Origin of the sequence: Acinetobacter sp. neg1 (genome assembly GCF_000788125.1) — a bacterium.
Taxonomy (GTDB): Bacteria; Pseudomonadota; Gammaproteobacteria; order Pseudomonadales; family Moraxellaceae; genus Acinetobacter; species Acinetobacter vivianii.
This window is the reverse complement of the sequence record NZ_JSZD01000014.1, coordinates 204,360-222,262: the sequence shown is the minus strand read 5'-3', so window position 1 is coordinate 222,262 and position 17,903 is coordinate 204,360. Positions and strand designations below refer to the sequence as shown.

16 protein-coding genes, 3 tRNA genes and 1 pseudogene are annotated in these 17,903 nt (G+C 41.9%); 9 read left to right on the top strand and 11 right to left on the bottom strand.

Features of this window, described 5'->3' with window-relative positions; genetic code table 11:
- Positions 1-3: 3 nt before the first annotated feature.
- From PJ15_RS10705 to PJ15_RS10695, 3 genes are all read left to right on the top strand, one after another.
- Entirely contained in the window at positions 4-1,500 is a 1,497-nt protein-coding gene (locus PJ15_RS10705) for a tripartite tricarboxylate transporter permease (protein ID WP_047430553.1), read from the top strand.
- Positions 1,501-1,576: 76 nt separating this feature from the next.
- Positions 1,577-2,623, top strand: coding sequence for an AbrB family transcriptional regulator (locus PJ15_RS10700; RefSeq protein WP_047430549.1), 1,047 nt, complete (start codon positions 1,577-1,579; stop codon positions 2,621-2,623).
- A gap of 14 nt (positions 2,624-2,637) precedes the next feature.
- On the top strand, positions 2,638-3,306 hold the full coding sequence (locus tag PJ15_RS10695) for a hypothetical protein (RefSeq protein WP_047430547.1): 669 nt from the start codon (positions 2,638-2,640) through the stop codon (positions 3,304-3,306).
- Between the two features lie 48 nt (positions 3,307-3,354).
- Here the strand turns inward: PJ15_RS10695 and PJ15_RS10690 are convergent.
- The 3 genes from PJ15_RS10690 to PJ15_RS10680 form a co-directional block, all read right to left on the bottom strand.
- Positions 3,355-3,431, bottom strand: a tRNA-Arg gene (locus PJ15_RS10690).
- Positions 3,432-3,478: 47 nt separating this feature from the next.
- Positions 3,479-3,555, bottom strand: a tRNA-Arg gene (locus PJ15_RS10685).
- Positions 3,556-3,566: 11 nt separating this feature from the next.
- Positions 3,567-3,656, bottom strand: a tRNA-Ser gene (locus tag PJ15_RS10680).
- Between the two features lie 260 nt (positions 3,657-3,916).
- Here PJ15_RS10680 and rnr point away from each other — a divergent pair.
- Complete coding sequence (gene rnr / locus PJ15_RS10675; protein WP_047430545.1) at positions 3,917-6,352, top strand: ribonuclease R; 2,436 nt, start codon at positions 3,917-3,919, stop codon at positions 6,350-6,352.
- A gap of 61 nt (positions 6,353-6,413) precedes the next feature.
- On the opposite strand, the gene PJ15_RS10670 is transcribed toward rnr, so the two are convergent.
- Positions 6,414-6,827, bottom strand: a complete 414-nt coding sequence (locus PJ15_RS10670; protein ID WP_047430542.1) for a putative four-helix membrane protein — start codon at positions 6,825-6,827, stop codon at positions 6,414-6,416.
- A 315-nt stretch (positions 6,828-7,142) separates the two neighbouring features.
- Between PJ15_RS10670 and PJ15_RS10665 the strand changes: the two genes are divergently transcribed.
- The 3 genes from PJ15_RS10665 to PJ15_RS10655 are packed head-to-tail and all read left to right on the top strand — an operon-like array spanning position 7,143 to position 9,891.
- The gene (locus PJ15_RS10665; RefSeq protein ID WP_047430539.1) at positions 7,143-9,182 is read left to right on the top strand and encodes a M3 family metallopeptidase; all 2,040 of its coding nucleotides are present in this window, start codon (positions 7,143-7,145) and stop codon (positions 9,180-9,182) included.
- Between the two features lie 38 nt (positions 9,183-9,220).
- Positions 9,221-9,427, top strand: coding sequence for a YheV family putative metal-binding protein (locus PJ15_RS10660; RefSeq protein ID WP_004775846.1), 207 nt, complete (start codon positions 9,221-9,223; stop codon positions 9,425-9,427).
- Positions 9,428-9,438: 11 nt separating this feature from the next.
- Positions 9,439-9,891 carry a hypothetical protein gene (locus PJ15_RS10655; protein WP_047430536.1) on the top strand — a complete coding sequence of 151 codons (453 nt, stop codon included), beginning with the start codon at positions 9,439-9,441 and terminating at the stop codon, positions 9,889-9,891.
- Between the two features lie 49 nt (positions 9,892-9,940).
- On the opposite strand, the gene PJ15_RS10650 is transcribed toward PJ15_RS10655, so the two are convergent.
- On the bottom strand, positions 9,941-10,855 hold the full coding sequence (locus PJ15_RS10650; protein WP_047430533.1) for a DMT family transporter: 915 nt from the start codon (positions 10,853-10,855) through the stop codon (positions 9,941-9,943).
- 116 nt (positions 10,856-10,971) lie between these two features.
- Here PJ15_RS10650 and PJ15_RS10645 point away from each other — a divergent pair, with 116 nt between their 5' ends.
- Entirely contained in the window at positions 10,972-11,751 is a 780-nt protein-coding gene (locus PJ15_RS10645) for an AraC family transcriptional regulator (protein WP_047430532.1), read from the top strand.
- 2 nt (positions 11,752-11,753) lie between these two features.
- A pseudogene (locus tag PJ15_RS10640) lies at positions 11,754-12,167 on the top strand (DMT family transporter); the annotation flags it as partial.
- 48 nt (positions 12,168-12,215) lie between these two features.
- On the opposite strand, the gene PJ15_RS10635 reads toward PJ15_RS10640, so the two are convergent.
- The 6 genes from PJ15_RS10635 to PJ15_RS10610 form a co-directional block, all read right to left on the bottom strand.
- Positions 12,216-14,420, bottom strand: coding sequence for a TRAP transporter large permease subunit (locus PJ15_RS10635; RefSeq protein WP_047430529.1), 2,205 nt, complete (start codon positions 14,418-14,420; stop codon positions 12,216-12,218).
- Positions 14,421-14,603: 183 nt separating this feature from the next.
- Positions 14,604-15,182 (bottom strand): rhombosortase, encoded by a 579-nt coding sequence (gene rrtA / locus PJ15_RS10630; protein ID WP_004775858.1) that lies wholly within the window; start codon positions 15,180-15,182, stop codon positions 14,604-14,606.
- A 77-nt stretch (positions 15,183-15,259) separates the two neighbouring features.
- On the bottom strand, positions 15,260-16,360 hold the full coding sequence (locus tag PJ15_RS10625) for a hypothetical protein (RefSeq protein WP_004775861.1): 1,101 nt from the start codon (positions 16,358-16,360) through the stop codon (positions 15,260-15,262).
- Positions 16,361-16,718: 358 nt separating this feature from the next.
- On the bottom strand, positions 16,719-16,922 hold the full coding sequence (locus tag PJ15_RS10620; protein ID WP_004775862.1) for a hypothetical protein: 204 nt from the start codon (positions 16,920-16,922) through the stop codon (positions 16,719-16,721).
- Between the two features lie 207 nt (positions 16,923-17,129).
- The gene (locus PJ15_RS10615; RefSeq protein ID WP_047430526.1) at positions 17,130-17,525 is read right to left on the bottom strand and encodes a hypothetical protein; all 396 of its coding nucleotides are present in this window, start codon (positions 17,523-17,525) and stop codon (positions 17,130-17,132) included.
- On the bottom strand, positions 17,512-17,769 hold the full coding sequence (locus PJ15_RS10610; RefSeq protein ID WP_004775865.1) for a succinate dehydrogenase assembly factor 2: 258 nt from the start codon (positions 17,767-17,769) through the stop codon (positions 17,512-17,514). Before PJ15_RS10610 ends, PJ15_RS10615 begins: the two co-directional genes overlap by 14 nt.
- Between the last annotated feature and the right edge of the window lie 134 nt (positions 17,770-17,903).

The following is a 17,903-nucleotide window of genomic DNA, read 5'->3' as shown; positions in this document are numbered from 1 at the left end:
TAAATGGATGTTTTTGAATATTTAATGTACGGTTTTCAGGTTGCACTGACCCCACAAAACTTACTTATTGCCCTTATTGGTGCATTTATCGGAACCATTGTCGGCTTATTACCCGGCTTAGGTCCGATTAATGGCGTGGCCTTACTGTTACCCTTTGCTTATGCGCTTGGCCTACCTCCTGAAAGCGCACTGATTCTTCTTGCTTCGGTCTATTTAGGCTGTGAGTTTGGGGGACGAATTTCAGCAATTCTGATCAATGTGCCTGGTGATGCGGCAGCCATTATGTCAACGCTTGATGGTTATCCACTTGCTAAACAGGGTAAAGCTGGTATTGCATTATCACTGTCAGCCATGAGCTCATTCATTGGAAGTATCATTGCCATTGTTGGGATTATTTTATTTGCTCCCCTTTTGGCAAAATGGGCGATTGTGTTTGGCCCCGCCGAATATTTTGTTCTGATGGTATTTGCACTCACCTGCTTAAGTGGTTTAGTCAGTGATCAACCTGTAAAAACAGCAATCTCCGCTTTAATTGGTTTATTACTCGCGACAGTGGGCGTAGATGCTGTGACAGGTGTATATCGCTTCACTTTTAACTCTGTCAGTTTAAGTGACGGAATTCAATTTACTACGATCGTGATTGGTTTCTTCAGTATCAGTGAAATCCTGATCATGCTGGAACAAACGGCGATTGGGCAAAAAGCGTTAGGACAAGGTAAGCGTAGTCTATTCAATTTAAAGGAATTTACTTTTACACTCGGCTCTACCCTTCGCAGTTCTTTTCTAGGCTTTATTATTGGTATTTTACCCGGTGCAGGTGCCACGATTGCCAGTGCTTTGGCTTATACCAGTGAACGCAAGCTGGCAGGCAAAGACAGTAAATTTGGTGAAGGAGATTTACGCGGAATTGCTGCGCCAGAAGCTGCGAATAATACCTCAGCATGTGGCTCGTTTATTCCAATGTTGACTTTGGGCGTGCCTGGTTCTGGAACGACAGCGGTCATGATGGGCGCTTTAACTTTATATAATATTACGCCAGGTCCACAACTCTTTACCGAGCAACCAACGATTGTGTGGGGACTTATTGCTTCGCTCTTTATTGCCAGTGCCCTACTCCTATTTATGAACATTTCACTGGTTCGCTACTTTGCCAAGCTCCTGAGTGTTCCACATTTCATTTTACTACCCGCCATTGCCGCAGTAAGTTTTGTTGGGGTATATGCCATCCACAGTACGATATTCGACCTGATTTTAATGGTCGTACTCGGTATCTTTGGTTATATTTTACGTAAGCTCAACTTTCCGCTTTCAGCCCTGATCCTCGGTTTTGTATTGGGTGGACTGATGGAATCCAGTTTACGTCGTGCTCTTTCTATTTCACATGGTGAATTATTTATTCTCTTTGATGGTTATATCACGAAGGTGTTATGGATCATGGCAGGTATCATGATTGTGTTGCCACTGATTCGCTGGTTACGTAGCAAACGTCAAAGATCTTAATTGCATGGCCAATAGCAATCATGTATTGCTATTGGCACCTTTGCTTTGGTTTATTCACTTATTTTCGGTGGTTTGAATGATGTACCTCAAGTATGCGTTGAGTCTAGCGGTTGCCTTTTTAGGTGCCCACTTGGCGGAATGGTTACATCTGCCACTTCCATGGCTACTTGGGCCTTTATTCATTACCGCATTTCTTAAAATGAATCATGCGCCGATCGAATGCCATCACAGCGCACGTAATATCGGCTTGTCGATTTTAGGACTGACGCTAGGTCTCTATTTTACTCCTCAAATGATTCAACTGATTGCAACGCAGTGGCCTCTTCTGCTTGGCGGGCTACTCTTTGCCTTATTCTTGGGTGCAATCGGCTCTGCCATATTGTATCGCTGGGGAAATGTTGACTTTAAAACGGCCTGGTTTGCTTCCGCAATCGGTGGTGCAAATGAAATGTCTAACTTGGCTGAGCATTATCAAGCCCGCGTCGATAAAGTTGCCTCTGCCCATACCTTACGTGTGTTAATGGTGGTGGTCATTGTTCCATTTTTTTATCAATTTATGGGATGGCATGGCCTTGATCACAGTACGCTTCATCGTCATGGCGAAGTGAATTGGTATGGTCTTGCCCTGTTAGCAAGTTTGGCTTACTTTGCCAGCCGTATTTTTAAATATTACAAGCTGCCAAACCCTTGGACCTTCGGTGCACTACTGGTTGCAATTTTATTTACCACACAAGATATTCACCTGTCGGCGATGCCAACAACAATTTTACATTTAGGCCAAGTCTTACTGGGCTGGTCTTTAGGCAATAAATTTAAGTCAGGATTTTTCAAAACCGCACCGCATTATCTCAGTATTGTGGCCCTAAGCAATCTAGGCGCCATTCTGTTCGCTGGCTTGCTCGCCTACACCCTCTCCTTCTGGACAAATATTCCCTTACCCACACTTGGTTTAGGTCTTGCCCCAGGTGGTGTAGCTGAAATGGCATTAACCGCCAATGTGTTACAGCTCGGCGTGCCTATGGTGACCGCATTTCATGTGATCCGTATGGTGGGTGTGCTTGGGACAGTGGGTTATCTTTATCAATTGTTTGAAAAGAAAATAGTAAAAGTAAAATCTAGCTAAAACTAAGGAACGCAATGCCAAAAACTATTTTCGAGAACCATAATGCAGAAGAAAATTACATCTCAAACCACTTTAAATCTGCCTTCCTATGCTTTCTTTATTCTTTCATAATTTTATTAGTTTTTAGCTCTTTGCACCAAGCAGCCTTACACCAAGTAGACCTTGCTAGAAATCACACATGGAAAATCTCAAAACAATATATCAACTCAACCAACCAATTTCACATCCGTCGTGAACGAGCTGGTGCATCGTTGATACTTCCAACAAACGTCAATAATTCTTTAACAATGAAGTGTGATGTCAAACTCATGAAGTTATGCCAGCAAGAGCTTAAGCAACCGACTCATGCGATCCAAACAATCTATTATTATCAAACAATTCCGATAGGAAATAATCGGCCCGAATACCAGCTTAAAGCTATTGATTATATTGATCTTAAAGGAAATTTAATTCATCTAAATTATCAGCAATTAGCCCCCAACACCCCAACCGCGATACAGAAAAAGAATTGGAAGCTCTGGATAATCACATTCATTAGAGCATGGATGTTTTTATTGATTGCTTTTATGGTGTCTACTTTATTAAAAATATTCTCAAATAAATCAAGAATTATACTCATGGCTTTACTGAGCCTATATTATATTTTAGCCGTTTATAGCAGCGTGATGATTTATATCTCTTAAAATTCAGGCACAAAAAAACCGCAATTAAGCGGTTTCTTCTATTTAAGTTGGTGCGCTCAGAGAGATTCGAACTCCCGACCCCTTAGTTCGTAGCCAAGTGCTCTATCCAGCTGAGCTATGAGCGCATTACTTAGGTTGCCAATAATGGCATGTGTTACTTTAAATCTTTACTTGGTGCGCTCAGAGAGATTCGAACTCCCGACCCCTTAGTTCGTAGCCAAGTGCTCTATCCAGCTGAGCTATGAGCGCCTTAAGTAAAGTGGCGGTGAGAGAGGGATTCGAACCCTCGATACAGTTACCCGTATGCATCCTTAGCAGGGATGTGGTTTCAGCCACTCACCCATCTCACCGTAACACGAGCGCAATAATACAAACTAAAACCACATTACACAAGGGATGTTCCTATTTTTTTCCACTATTTCAGCTCAATCAAATACTTTTTAATCAATTTACGCATTTTTTCAGCATTTTTTAGTTCTACGCTTGTTAATATAGTGTTCTCTCCTTTATTCAGATCGGAGCGATAAACAGAATCTTGCAATCTTTGACGTGCAGTTAGAGTTTGAATGACTTATGCTAAACCGATCTGCCAGATGTGAAATGAAACGATATGACTAAAAATTGGGCTGATCCCGAAGCAAAAGCAGAAGCGCAACGTTACGATAATCCTATTCCTAGCCGAACTCTTATTTTAACTACATTAGAACAATTAAAAACTGCACAGTCTCATGCAGAGCTGGTTGACCACTTTAATATCCCAGATCAAAAAAGTATTGATGCATTAAACCATCGTTTAAGCGCAATGGTGCGTGATGGGCAATTAATGAAGGATGGTTTCAAATACCAACCTGCAACAGATTTACCGAGCCATGAAGCAACGGTCTATATCAATAGTAAAGGACTGGGCACCGCCAATATTGCTGGTCAGGATGATGTCCTCTTGCCTGAGCGTGAGTTACGTCTAGTCTTTAATGGTGATCGCGTTAAAGTACGCCAAACGTCTGTTGACCGTAAAGGCAAAGCTTGGGGCTTTATTACCGAAGTGGTACAACGTCGCGTTAAGCAGATTATTGGTAAAGTCTCTGAGCATGATGGTGAATATTTCATTCAACCCAGCAATCCCAATCAGCATCAACCGATTACCTTAGAAAAAGAATTGATTGAACATGCCAACGCCAAAGTTGGTGATATGTTGCGTGTTGCCATTGATGACTATCCGACCCGTGAAGAACTGGCGACAGGTCATGTGGTTCAATCCATGGCAGACAAAGCAGATACGGAAATCATCATTCCGCAGACGATTTTAGAATTTGGTTTGCCTTATGAATTTCCAGAGGCTGTGATTAAAGAAGCAGAAAGCTTTAAAGAGCCTTCTGAGCAGGATCGTCAAGGTCGTGTTGATTTACGTGATCTGCCATTGGTTACGATTGATGGTGAAGATGCGCGTGACTTTGATGATGCGGTCTTTGCTGAAAAACGCCCAGGCGGTGGCTACCGCGTTGTCGTCGCCATTGCAGATGTCAGCCATTATGTTCGTTTAGATTCGCCGTTAAACGAAGAAGCAGAAGATCGTGGGACATCAGTATATTTCCCGCACTTCGTGTTACCAATGCTGCCAGAAGCATTATCCAATGGCTTATGTTCTTTAAATCCACATGTTGACCGTCTATGTATGGTCTGTGATTTAAAACTTTCTCGTGCAGGTAAAGTCACAGGTTATGAATTCTACCCTGCGGTGATGCATTCTAAAGCGCGTTTGACCTACACCCAAGTCGGTCAATATTTTGAAGGCGCAACGGATGCTATCCCAGAAGATAAGACTATCCATAAATCGCTGAACACCCTATTCCAGCTTTATCAAACCTTAAAAGGTCTTCGTGCTGAACGTCATGCAATGGAATTTGAAACCATTGAAACCTACATGACCTTTGATGAGTTAGGTGGAATCAAGGAAATCTTGCCACGTACACGTAATGATGCGCATAAGCTGATTGAAGAATGTATGTTACTGGCAAACGTTGCAGCAGCTGAATATGCTCTAGAACATGATATTCCTATGCTTTATCGTGTGCATGAAGCGCCTGAATTCTCACGTATTCAAAAAGTCCGTGACTTTGTGAAGTTACTCGGCTTGCCGTTTCCTGAGCAGCCAACCCAAGCCGATTACCAAGCCGTGATTGAAGCGACCAAAGATCGTTTAGATGCACCAAGTATTCATGCAGTGTTATTACGCTCAATGATGCAAGCATATTATGGCGCGAAGAATGCCGGACATTACGGTCTTGCTTATGAAGCGTATACACACTTTACTTCGCCAATTCGTCGTTATCCTGATTTATTGTTACATCGTGCGATTAAGGCTTATCTTGATAAGAAACCTTACCCGCTTTCAGGTGCAGCATTAGATGATGCAGGTGAGCATTTTTCACAAACTGAACGTCGTGCCGATGAAGCTTCACGTAGTGTCACAACATGGTTGAAATGCCATTATATGCAACAGCATTTAGGCGATGAGTTTGTTGGTATCATTAGTGCCGTGACTGAGTTCGGCCTATTCGTCACCCTCAAAGATCTTTATGTTGATGGCATGATCCATGTCAGCCAATTGGGTGAAGACTTCTTCCTGTATGATCAAGCCAGCCAAAGCTTAATCGGTCAAAATCGTGGTCAATCGTTTAGTCTCGGCGATGAAGTCAAGATTCAAGTGGCAGGTGTAAATCTGGAAGAACGTAAAATTGACTTCCAGTTGGTTCAGCAATTAACGCATTTAGGCCGTGTAATTCGCCAGAAAGCACCTCGTACAGCGAATCCTTCTAGCTCAAATCGTGCTTCAACAACTGAAGAAGTCTTTGGTAAACCCGCCTCTACAAAGTCTAAAGTAAGTGAAGACGGCGAAAAGCCTGTGCGTAAGAAAAAAGATAAGAACAAACCAAGCTCTTATAGCAAAAAGCCAGCTAAAAAAGCAGCGGCTAAGCCTGAAACGAAAGAAAAGGCCAAAAAGAAAGTGAAAAAGAAAAAGTCGAATGCGAAAGCAAAGGCTGAGTAATTGATAAAAGATAAGGGAGCTTCGGCTCTCTTTCTTTTTTAGAGTTTCATCCTTTCTTAAATTAAGTTCTATCTAAAAATACAAGTACTCCCCAAAAGCCCAATAAAACAAGATACCAAATCTGCCCCACCAATTCTTTCCCACCAAAAGTACTCAGTATTTCAAAAGTGAGTCCGGATGCAAACAATGCTAACAGCCCAAATACGGCTAGCATTATTGCCCAATCCCCCAAGCCATATAAACGTTGTGGTTCTTCACCACCTTTCTTACGTTTAAACCAGCTTAGGAATAATTTATAGTAGACATATAGTGCCCCAGCGCCACATACAAGAAAGAATAACGTCGAGGCTGGACTATTGGCAGATGGACTTCCTGTTCCTCTAGAGCCAATATATATCGCATTATTTACCGTAGCCCCAACTTGAAGAGATACAGTCAAGAATAAGAAAAAAGCACTGATATTTTTTAGCATAATAATTACGGTTTAACCCATCCTTCCTCTAATCACTCGACAAAACTTAATTAATTAAGTCTTTCTTTAGTAAATAGTTTATTAAACAAATGATTCCCTTCAGAATTGCTATTCCGAAGATAGGCTGTCTTCTCATCACCATAACGCATACATATCCTCCATCAACCATAGACATTAATGATTTAAAAATACATATACATGTTTATGAATAGAGAAAATTAATCTAAATATAAGAGATGAAGCATAGTCACACTTGATTTCTCCCTTGCTAAGCCCTACATCTATAACTATGTTTAAAGATGATATGGCAAAAATACAATGACACTACAGCAAGCGACACTTCCCGTTCCTCAGTTTGATCGCATTCAACTTGCCGAATTAAAACAACAGATCGAACAGACGATTCAAAATGGTCAGAACTTCTTAAATCAACTCAATGAAGTTCCGCAAGGCACAGAAGCCCAACTTGCAACATTGACCGAAGTCGATCAACTTGAAAATAACATGAGTGAGTCATGGGGCATTTTGTCGCATCTGAATGCGGTCATGAACAATGCCGAAACCCGTGAGGTTTACCAAGCACTTTTACCAAGTTTGAGCGAATATTATACCCAATTGGGTCAACATACACCGTTGTATCAAACTTATCAGCAGATTCACGATAGCGCTGCATTTCAGACACTTAGTGAAGCACAACAAAGCGCCATTAAACTGGCTTTACGTGACTTTAAACTGTCTGGTGTTGCACTCGAAGGTGAAGCGAAAAAACGTTATGCAGAAATCTCGGCACGTTTGTCCCAGTTGTCTTCGGACTTCTCGAACCACGTGCTCGATGCAACCCAAGCCTACTTCAAACCATTAACCGAAGATCAGCTCAAAGGCTTACCACAAAGCAGTATCGAACTGTTAAAGCAGTACGGACAACAACGCGAGCTAGAGCAAGCCGTTGCCACGCTCGACTTCCCTGCTTATTTTGCGATTATGACCTATGCCGATGATCGCAAATTAAGAGAAGAACTCTACAAGGCTTATGTCACCCGTGCATCTGAACAGTCCGACAAGACTGAGTTTGATAACACACCTGTGATGGAAGAAATCCTGAGCTTACGTCAGGAAATGGCACAATTGCTAGGTTTCAATAATTTCGCTGAATATTCACTTGCCAGTAAAATGGCACCAGATGTCGAAACTGTCGATAAATTTCTGGTCGATCTGGCAGAACATGCGCGCACCCCAGCACTGGCTGAAATTGCAGAGCTTAAGGCCATTGCTCAACAAGACGGTCTTGAAGAACTCAAACCGTGGGATGCAACCTATTACTCTGAAAAGTTAAAACAACAACAGTTCAACCTTTCTCAAGAAGCGCTTAAACCATATTTCCCAGCACCCAAAGTGGTACAAGGTTTATTCCAAATCGTACAACGCCTTTACGGTATCCAGATCGTCGAACGTCAGGCACCCGTTTGGCAAAATGATGTGCGCTATTTTGAAATTGAAGATCAAGGCCAAGTGGTCGGTGGTTTCTACTTCGATTTATATGCCCGTAATGGCAAACGAGGTGGTGCATGGATGAGCGGTTTCCGTTCCCGTGTGCAAACGGCAAATGGCCTGCAAAAGCCAATTTGCTACATGGTATGTAACTTTACGCCGCCGATTGGCGATCAATCTGCCCTGCTGACCCACGACGAAGTGATTACCTTATTCCACGAGTTTGGACACGGCTTACATCACATGCTCACCGAAGTAGATAACATCTCGGTTGCAGGTACACACGGCGTGGCGTGGGATGCAGTTGAATTACCAAGTCAGTTCATGGAGTTCTGGGCATGGGATAATGAAAGTCTGGATGTCCTGAGTGAACATACCGAAACCAAACAAACCCTGCCACAAGAACTGCTATCCGCGTTATTGAATGCACGTTTCTTCCAGTCAGGTATGCAAACCCTGCGTCAGATTGAATTTGCCTTGTTTGACCTAACGATCCATCGTCAAGCACCAGCATTAAACAGCCAGCAGATTCAGGAAACATTGGACGAAATTCGCAATAAGTTTGCCGTTGCCCCGACTGTTCCATACAACCGTTTCCAGCACAGTTTCAGTCATATTTTCGCGGGTGGCTACGCTGCGGGCTACTACTCATATAAATGGGCAGAAGTTTTAGCAAGTGATGCCTTTGACCGTTTCGAAAGCGAAGGTATTTTTAATACCGAGACTGGAAAAGAGTTTAGAAAGTTTATTCTAGCAGTTGGCGGAAAAGATACAGCACTTGATGCGTTTCGCAATTTCCGAAAAAGAGAGCCTAAAATAGATGCGTTATTACGTCATCAAGGTTGGACGAACACAGATAAAACCGCTTAAACTATGTCATTATTATTCACAGGGTGTAATTAACTGACATGAAAAGACAATTCATCGCGGGTGCAAAATGTCCCAAATGTGGAGCGTTAGATCGTGTGGTTAAGATCATCACTGTGGATGACGAGTGGATTGAATGTATCGACTGTGCTTATAGCGAGAAGCGCCCAACCCACGTGGAAGAGCAACAACCCGCTGAGCCAGATGAAATTGGGGTGATACAGTTCAAACCTCGTCATTTTGACTAGAAAGGTTAAAAATGATGTCCACATATCCAACTGAAAATTCCAGATTATTATGGATGATAATCGGTGGAATAAGTGTTGTTGTGGTTCTGTTCCTTGCTGTCCAATGGTTTTTAGCACAAAAAGATCAGCAATCGACAACAATGCCAACACAACCTGTTGCAGCTCAAACTACTGTTACAAGCTCTCAACCAGACACGACAGTCAGCAATGAAACAGTGACTGCGGAAAATGAGCCTGTTGAACCAATTAAACTGGTTGAAGAATCGATTATTAAAGCGCCTCTTCCCACCAATGACAGTCTAGCCAAGGAAGAAATTGCAAAACTGGATGATATTCACCTGCAACTTCAAGACCAGCAACATGAGCTTAAGCAACAACATGAAGATGTTGATCAAATGCTTAAATTAAAAGAAGAGCAGATCAAGTTATTAGAGGCGCAACTCGCTACCCAGAATCACTCTTAAAACAGAAAAAGCTTTAACCTTCGTTAAAGCTTTTTTATTACCGAACGTTTTAATCTAAAATTTGTTCAGAACGAGATTTCAACTGAAGCGGTTTTTGAATCGTTTGTGCAATCAAGATTCCCACCAAAGTCAAACCACCACCAATATAATGGAACATTTGCAAATGTTCTCCGAGTAGAGCCACTGCAATCAATGCGGTAAATAAAGGCAACAGGTTCATAAAAATACTGTTGCGATTCGGCCCTAAATGCCTGACCCCTTCAATCCATAAATAAGACAGCAATACCGATGAGAAAATGCTGGCATACACAATCAACGGAATAGTTTGCTGATTCAGTTGTATATCTTGGGCGGGTAAAAACAGAAAGAATGGCAATACATATAAAATAGCAAAACTAGACTGTACGAAATTAGATTGCCAAGCAGGAATCGGCATTTTCCAGCGTTTTAACAACACGCCATATAAAGCATAGCCTGCTGCTGCAATCAGCATTAAGCCATCGCCGAGATGTACGCCCTGCCCCCATATATTGCGAATACTACCGTGACCCAATAAATATAAAATGCCATAAAAAGAAAGTGCGCCACCGAATAACATGCCATAGCTGATTCTGTCTTTGAGCATCACGCTACTCAAGATCATGGTGAGTAATGGAATCAAGGCGGTGACGATCGCCATATTGGTTGCCGTGGTCGTCGATGCGGCCTGATACGATAAGAATTGGAACAGTGACACTGACAAGAAACCGCCCAATGCCAATTGCTTCCAGTATTGCCTGATGGTGTGCCGGTTTTTCCAGACAGGAATCAGAACAAACGTACTCATCACGGCGAGCGCCAGTACCAGTCGATAAAAAGTAATCGCCACAGGAGAAATGGCATGACTCGCCATTTTGGAAACAACAACATTGCCAGCCCAAAATAAAATGGCGAACAATGGATAAAAATAAGCTTTCTGAAACATAATCTAAACCTGTACATTGCCGTACAGATCATGCTAAAAAATAATCAACTTATAGTTTCTCGATAAAAAGACGACAACTATCGTAAAAAGGACAATTTATTTCAGGTTTGCTCAGTATGGGGAAAAACTTTAAACATGGCTTCTTGGATTATCCAGTCTATGCCTTCTCGGAGAATTATCCGCATGGCCATATTGAAGACTGGCATAGTCATGACCGTATCCAGCTAATTCATACCCTGACAGGCGTGATCCGTGTCCAGACCCATGAAGGAATCTGGATTATTCCACCTGGACGTGGTGTGTGGATTCCCGCACACAAACCCCATGCCCTGTTAAGTAGCGGTGATGTCAGAGCACGAGGCGTATTTATTGAAGATACCTTGCAGCACGATATACGAAATGAATGCCGTGTAGTTGCGATTCCTGCCCTATTAAGGGAGTTAATGAGCAGCGCGATGGACATCCAAAACGAGATTCAACCTGAAAGCCGCAATGAAAGATTATTGCAACTCATTCTGGATGAAGTCCGTTTGTTACCTGCACTGGCTTTTAATTTACCTGATCCACAAAGCCCGAAGCTTCAGCAGCTCTGTCAGAGAATTAAAGAAAGTCTGGCTTTGGAATGGAGTCTGGAAGAGAGCGCACAACAATTACATATCAGCAGTAAAACACTGGCACGTCATTTTCAAAAAGAAACAGGCTTACATTTTTCTCACTGGGTTCGACAGGCAAAACTGATGCAAGCCATGATTGATCTCGCCATGAATAAGCCCGTACTCAATGTTGCCTTAGATTTGGGATATGAAAGTCCCAGCGCTTTTAGTGCGATGTTTAAACGTGAAACCAGCATGACACCCAGTGATTATCTAAAACAATTTTCCAGCCCTACACTTTGAATGTCGGCATTAGTTCAAGTCTATTGGCCTCTATGGCATTTGTGACTGTTCGCGCCCTCACTCAAACCGAACCACCTGAACGCATCGTATTTTATTTCTGCCTAATCGGCTCTTTGCTTTCAGTGATTCCGATGTTCTGGGTTTGGCGACCTTACCACCTGTATGAATTATTTTTCCTGATCTCAGCAAGTGTATTGGCCAATGTCAGCCAGATTTTTATGTCTCACGCCTATCGTCTAACACCAGCTGGACAGATTGCACCTGTCAATTATATTGCGATTATCTTCGCGGGCATTTGGGGATTTTTGCTCTGGAATGAAGTACCTGATTTATACAATGTGATTGGCTTCGGTATCATTTTATTGGCAATTTTATTATGCAGTCCGCTGATCCAAAGCAAAAAGCGAACTTCATAAATAAAGACATTAAAAAAGCACCCGTAGGTGCTTTTTTAGGTTCAACTGTTAGTGCTTATACCAGCCAAACATCTGGAAGATATAAGGTGCATAGGTCACCAACACCAACGATGAGAACAATACAATAATCGGCAATAACCAACGTTCATAACGGAAGTAGAAACTGGTGTATTTCTCTTTCGCTTCCCTGTCGGCGGCCGAGACTTCCTCATCCCCGACCGAGAGCCTCGTCAGCAAGTGGTTCAAGGCAACAGGTGGTGTCACATAACCAAACTCAAAGGCAACCAGTACAATCATCCAGAAATGAATCGGATGGATACCATTCTCGTAGGCCACAGGTGCAACCGTTGCAGCAACCAGAATCACCGCACCAAATGGATCTGTCGTCATACCAATAATGGCAAGTAGCAGTGCAATAAAGGCAAGTGAAATATAAATATTACCGAGATGTGTTGGTAATAATTCCACAACTTCAGCACGTTCAATTAAGCCACCGACGCTTGCAGACAATGCCATAAGCAGAATCAACGCACCAATATGCCCAACTGTTTCTGAGGTTGCAAAACGTAATGCTCCACCAAAACCTAAGTGCTTACCGCCATGTGGATCATGTGATTTCAGGAACTCGGATTTTTTCTCATGTTCACGAACCAGAGCTTCATGCTTAGGATCAACCACAGGCGCTGGTGCCACTTTTGATGCAAATAACTTGTCAAACAAGATCATTGCAATCAATACCAACGGTAAAATCATTGGTGCAGTGAATTCATTGATAGACGTATCTAAAGCCAGCTTATAGAACATCACGACGGCGAAACCGATAATCACATAAGGAATGACAGGGAGACATGCGCGTAACATGCCTGGTACCGCAACTTTAGGTGAATTCACACGGAATTTTTCTTCGGCAAGAATCAATGAAACACCAAGGAAAATAAATGCTGTTAGCCAGAAGACATAGATACCATGATCAAATAATTCGGTAGATGTCACATGGCGACTGTCTAACATTGAGATCAGGATTACAAGTAGACATGGACGAATCACCACACCTAAAGAGCCTGACATTGCCGATACAGCTAAGGCGTATTGACGACGAGCGCCCGAATTCCAAACTTCCTTATAGATGATTGCACCCGCTGCAATAACGAAAATCCCTGAAGCACCTGTATAGGCTGTTGGAATCGCTGCCGCAATCAAGATTAACCAAGTTAACGTTTCAGGCGCCAAGTTCCATGGACGCAGGATATTTAAGAATAAATCCATGACACGGGTTTGGGTCAGCAACATACCAGCCCAAATAAACAGTGCAAGATTCAGGAAAATACCCGAGAACTCAACCAGAATACCCAAGTAGATCCCTTGCCCCATTGGATAGTCCATGAAGAAGGTAAATACAATACCGGTCACCAAAGACATGAAGGCATACAACGGTACACTGAGTAAGGCTAAACCAAAGTTACCCTTCGGCTGAGCCGTTTTCGGTATAAAGATAAACTGGAAAATACTGATAATGGTCAGGGATACGAATAACGCAATCCATAACCAGTATAAGACTGTGGTTTTACCAGCAACTTCAACGCCTGAATTCAAGACTGAATGATATTGGCTTAAGACCGAATAACTTAGTAAAGCATTCCCCGCCACCATCAATGCTGAATAAACACGGAAGTCAATTCTGGTTTTCGGTGCACGTAAACCAATGTGGTGGTAACGCAAAGACGCTGTAATTGAAGCAAATAAAACCATAACCAGTAGAATTACAGTCTGGTTTTCAGAACCTAATTTGAAAATTCCGAAGAATGTTGTCTCAACTTTACGATAAGTACGAATACTTGGATGTGCTTCCAAATGCTTCATCGCTTTATCATAGAATTGATATTTTTCTTCACACTGCTGCTGTGCTGCCAATAATGAGGTACGCACATCAGACTCAGAAGCAGCCCCGAACATACTTGCAAATTCATCCGCAGCATTGGCCTTCATCTGCTCTTGAACTTGTGCATCAATGTTAGGATGTCGATCGCAAGATGGTTTTTCAGGCTCCGCCCTCAAAAACGAATATTGCATTCCTGTGGTTTGATCACCGTAAAGCCGCTCCCCCATACGGAGCATTTGACCGTGAATCATCTCGCCAGTACCAATAAGCAAGGTCATTAGCAACAAAGCAAGAATGATGAATGTTGATATCCAATCATTCCAGATATAGCCTAATCGGGCTAATCCAGACTTTTTCTCTTGATCATTTTGCATGTCTATTCCAGTTTATTCTTATCAACATCCATCCAAAGATGTTGAATCATGCGCTGTCCATGGTTGATAGATAAATGAATTTACCCTCTTATTAACCAATCCCTTTAAACCGCTTAAATTTGAATCAATCTTTTTCAAAAAAGAATGACTACAATCACTTTTTTGTTGGTTGTTTTTATCAATTTATGTGTTCTCTATTTTTTTCCTTCTTACAAATAAATAACTTAACCCACATAGGAGGCCACCGATAGCACCAATTAAATGTGCTTCAGTCAGGACTGGGCTGCCAATCAACTGAGCTGTTCCAGTTTGTCCAAAGGTATTTTCCCAAATCAGTTTTGCTGCAATCAGGGCTAAAACCAGTATTGCAAACTTACGTTCTTTCTTATATTGCAGATAAACCAGCCCTACGGCGGTGTACAGACCATGTAGCACACCCGAAAGCCCAGCATAAGCATCAATATAAGGTAAGTAGAAATAGAAAACTAAACTAATGAATGGCGGCAAAATCAGTAGTAATGCCCATAAATGCCAATTGCGGACATGCGGAAAAATGAAAGGTAAACACGCAAATGCCAGCATATTTAAAAGAAAATGAATCCAGCCGACATGTACCCAGTGTGCGGTCCATAAACGCCAGAACTCACTGAGTAAACTCGGTCGCCAGTAAATGAAATGATCAGCAAAAACTTGCAGACATGCCGATATCGAAACACATATCGCGATCAAAATGACTTTTTCTATCCATATTTGATCTTTCATTTATCGACCACCTCTTGAAAAAACAGACCTTTTACAAAGTGTAGATGTTTGCAATGTAAAAGGCCGTTTAATTCAGGTTACTCTGCTGGTGTTTCTTGCGCTGGAGCAGCCTCATCCTGTGCAGGTGCAGAGGCACCCTCGCCACCATCAAAGAGTGAATCCAGTTCAGCCGAGCTTTCTTGTTTATCATCCCAGAATGTGGTCAAGCCTTCATCGCTTGCTCTCACACCTGTATTTTCAGTCCAATAACGATCTGCGATGCCGCGAACCATCAAACCTGCCATTTTATCGATAAGTCTGAACTGAGGATTTGCAGGTTTGTCATCACCTGTTGCTGCTGCATAAGAACGAAGCGCATCACGTAATTTTGCATCATCGCCACTGGCTTGTGCTGCCACGGCATATAAAGCATGCGATAAGCGAACACCTTTCTTCTCACCGATCGCCATCGATTGCTTCATTGTGGCATAAGGTTCAGGTTTACCATCGCCTGCACCTGGCAATAAAGTCCAGATCACGGCGCGAGTCGCCATTGGCGCACCCCAGAATTTTTCATTGTCCAGACAGGTCATGCCACGTTCAACAATCCCTGCTATATCCTTAGGAACATTGATCGCACCGCCAGAGTTAATGTCATTGGTCATGGCTTGTAAACCACTCACCATACCCAACAAATAAACAGTCTGATCCAGATCATTACGCATGGTTGGGCATGAATCACCTAATTTATATTTGTATTTTGATTCCCAACGATTTGCAAAAAGTTGATAGCCTGCATATTGACGTTCAGCCGCAATCCCAGCCCAACGTTTCTGTTCAATACGAGCATCTTGTGCTTCCGATACCTGACCTGCTTTAGAAGCACGCAAATAGCGTAACTCTGCTTCCAATGCCTGATTTTCAGCACAAATTCCTGCTGCGGTATAAAGCAGAACTGCCATGCGGGTTGGGTCTGCACCCATATCTTTGGTCGACATCACTGCCGGTGTTAATGCATTTCCTGAGTTACACACCATTTCAGCATCATCCATTGCCAAAATCGGTGGAACAATATGTTTTTCACCAAAACCTAAGGCGACATTCGCTCCAGTTTTAACGACGTAAGAACATCCAGATAACATTGATGTTGTCAGCAAAGCAACCGCTACGCCCTGTCCCATTTTATGGAGTTTAGACATACTTCCTGTCCCTCTAATAATTTGTTTTTTCCTTTTAGCTGTACATTATCAGATGCAATACTTGAATTAAAGAGTAATTGCTCTAATTTCACGGGGACATTTTGACATACTTCACAAATGAATGAATTGACAGATTTGCGGGAATACAGAAATTTCAGGCAAAAAAAAGTAGCATTGCGACGGTTCAGCACATGCTACTTATTAACTGGTAAAATCGTGAAACTCTTTATATTTTAGTTTTGTTGAAAATAATCCTTGAGTAATGTTCCAGCTCTTCCTACTACAATCGCCATAACGATCGCAATTACCAGAAACATCCACATTGAAATCTCCATAGAGACCTCCTACACTTTTGTATCTACTTTTGATAGATACTAGATTGGCGTTCACCATCGATATTCACGGGAGAGTGATATATTGATGATACTTTCAATCTCTTTCTCTTGGTCACAGCAACAGGTTGATGTGATTCAAGATATTCCCTGAGTAAAGTTCCTGCTCTTCCTACTACAATCGCAAAAACAATTGCGATCACCAGAAACGACCATGTTGGAATTTCCATTTTGGACCTCCACCACACTTTACGTTGGTGTTTGTACTTTAACGAAAATAAATCAGCCTTGACTGCCAGATTGTCTGACAATCATAATTTTCACTATTTTTTAGAGTATTTAATCTAACAATTTGACTAAAAAAGACACTTAAAACAACTATGCTATTGAAATTTATAAAATAATTAATTATATACAGATGTAAAATTGTCAAACAATTATGCAAGTTTTGCGTGTAATTTTAGGTTTTTCCACTGTAAAAGTGATAACTGATCCCACCAAATAATGAAATTTTTATGTTCTGGATCAGAAAAATAAAGCACGATATAGGCTTGATGATCGATTATTTTTTCGATTTTGCGGCACTGGATGGGGAGAGATGAATCATAAAACTCAAATGACCATTCCTGCTGATCCAGATGTTCAAAACGTTTTAATCGGGGTTGTTTAAGAAATAGAAACCAGCTCAACGCCAATAACAAGCAACTGCTTAACCATAAAGCTAAAGAAAGTAGAGAATAAGTGAGGCTAACAATCAAGAGTAGAATAAACAGTTGCAATGCAATCGAAAAACGACTGTATTGCAACTCAAAAACGCGATTAGCCATGAACATAATGTTTTAATTTTAGAATAAATTCTTTCAGTTCAGTACGTGGAGGTTCCCCAACTTCCATGAACCAGTCCAGTAAATCTGGATCTTCCTGATCAACCAGCTCTGCAAACAAGGCCTTTTCAGCAGGATCCGCGGTGAGATAGTAGCTTTTAACATACGGGTCAAAATATACATCGATTTCTTTTAAACCGCGACGTGCACGATACACGACCTTACGTTCTTCCAGTGTCATTTCATCAGACATTATCTGTTCCACTATGCAACAATTTTCTCTCATAGTGTACCCGATCCCCGTTTAACTTCGCAGCGTTTTTTCTCAAGTGACCAAATACATCAATCAAATTGAGCATTGATCACATTGTTCACTATTTTCCCTTT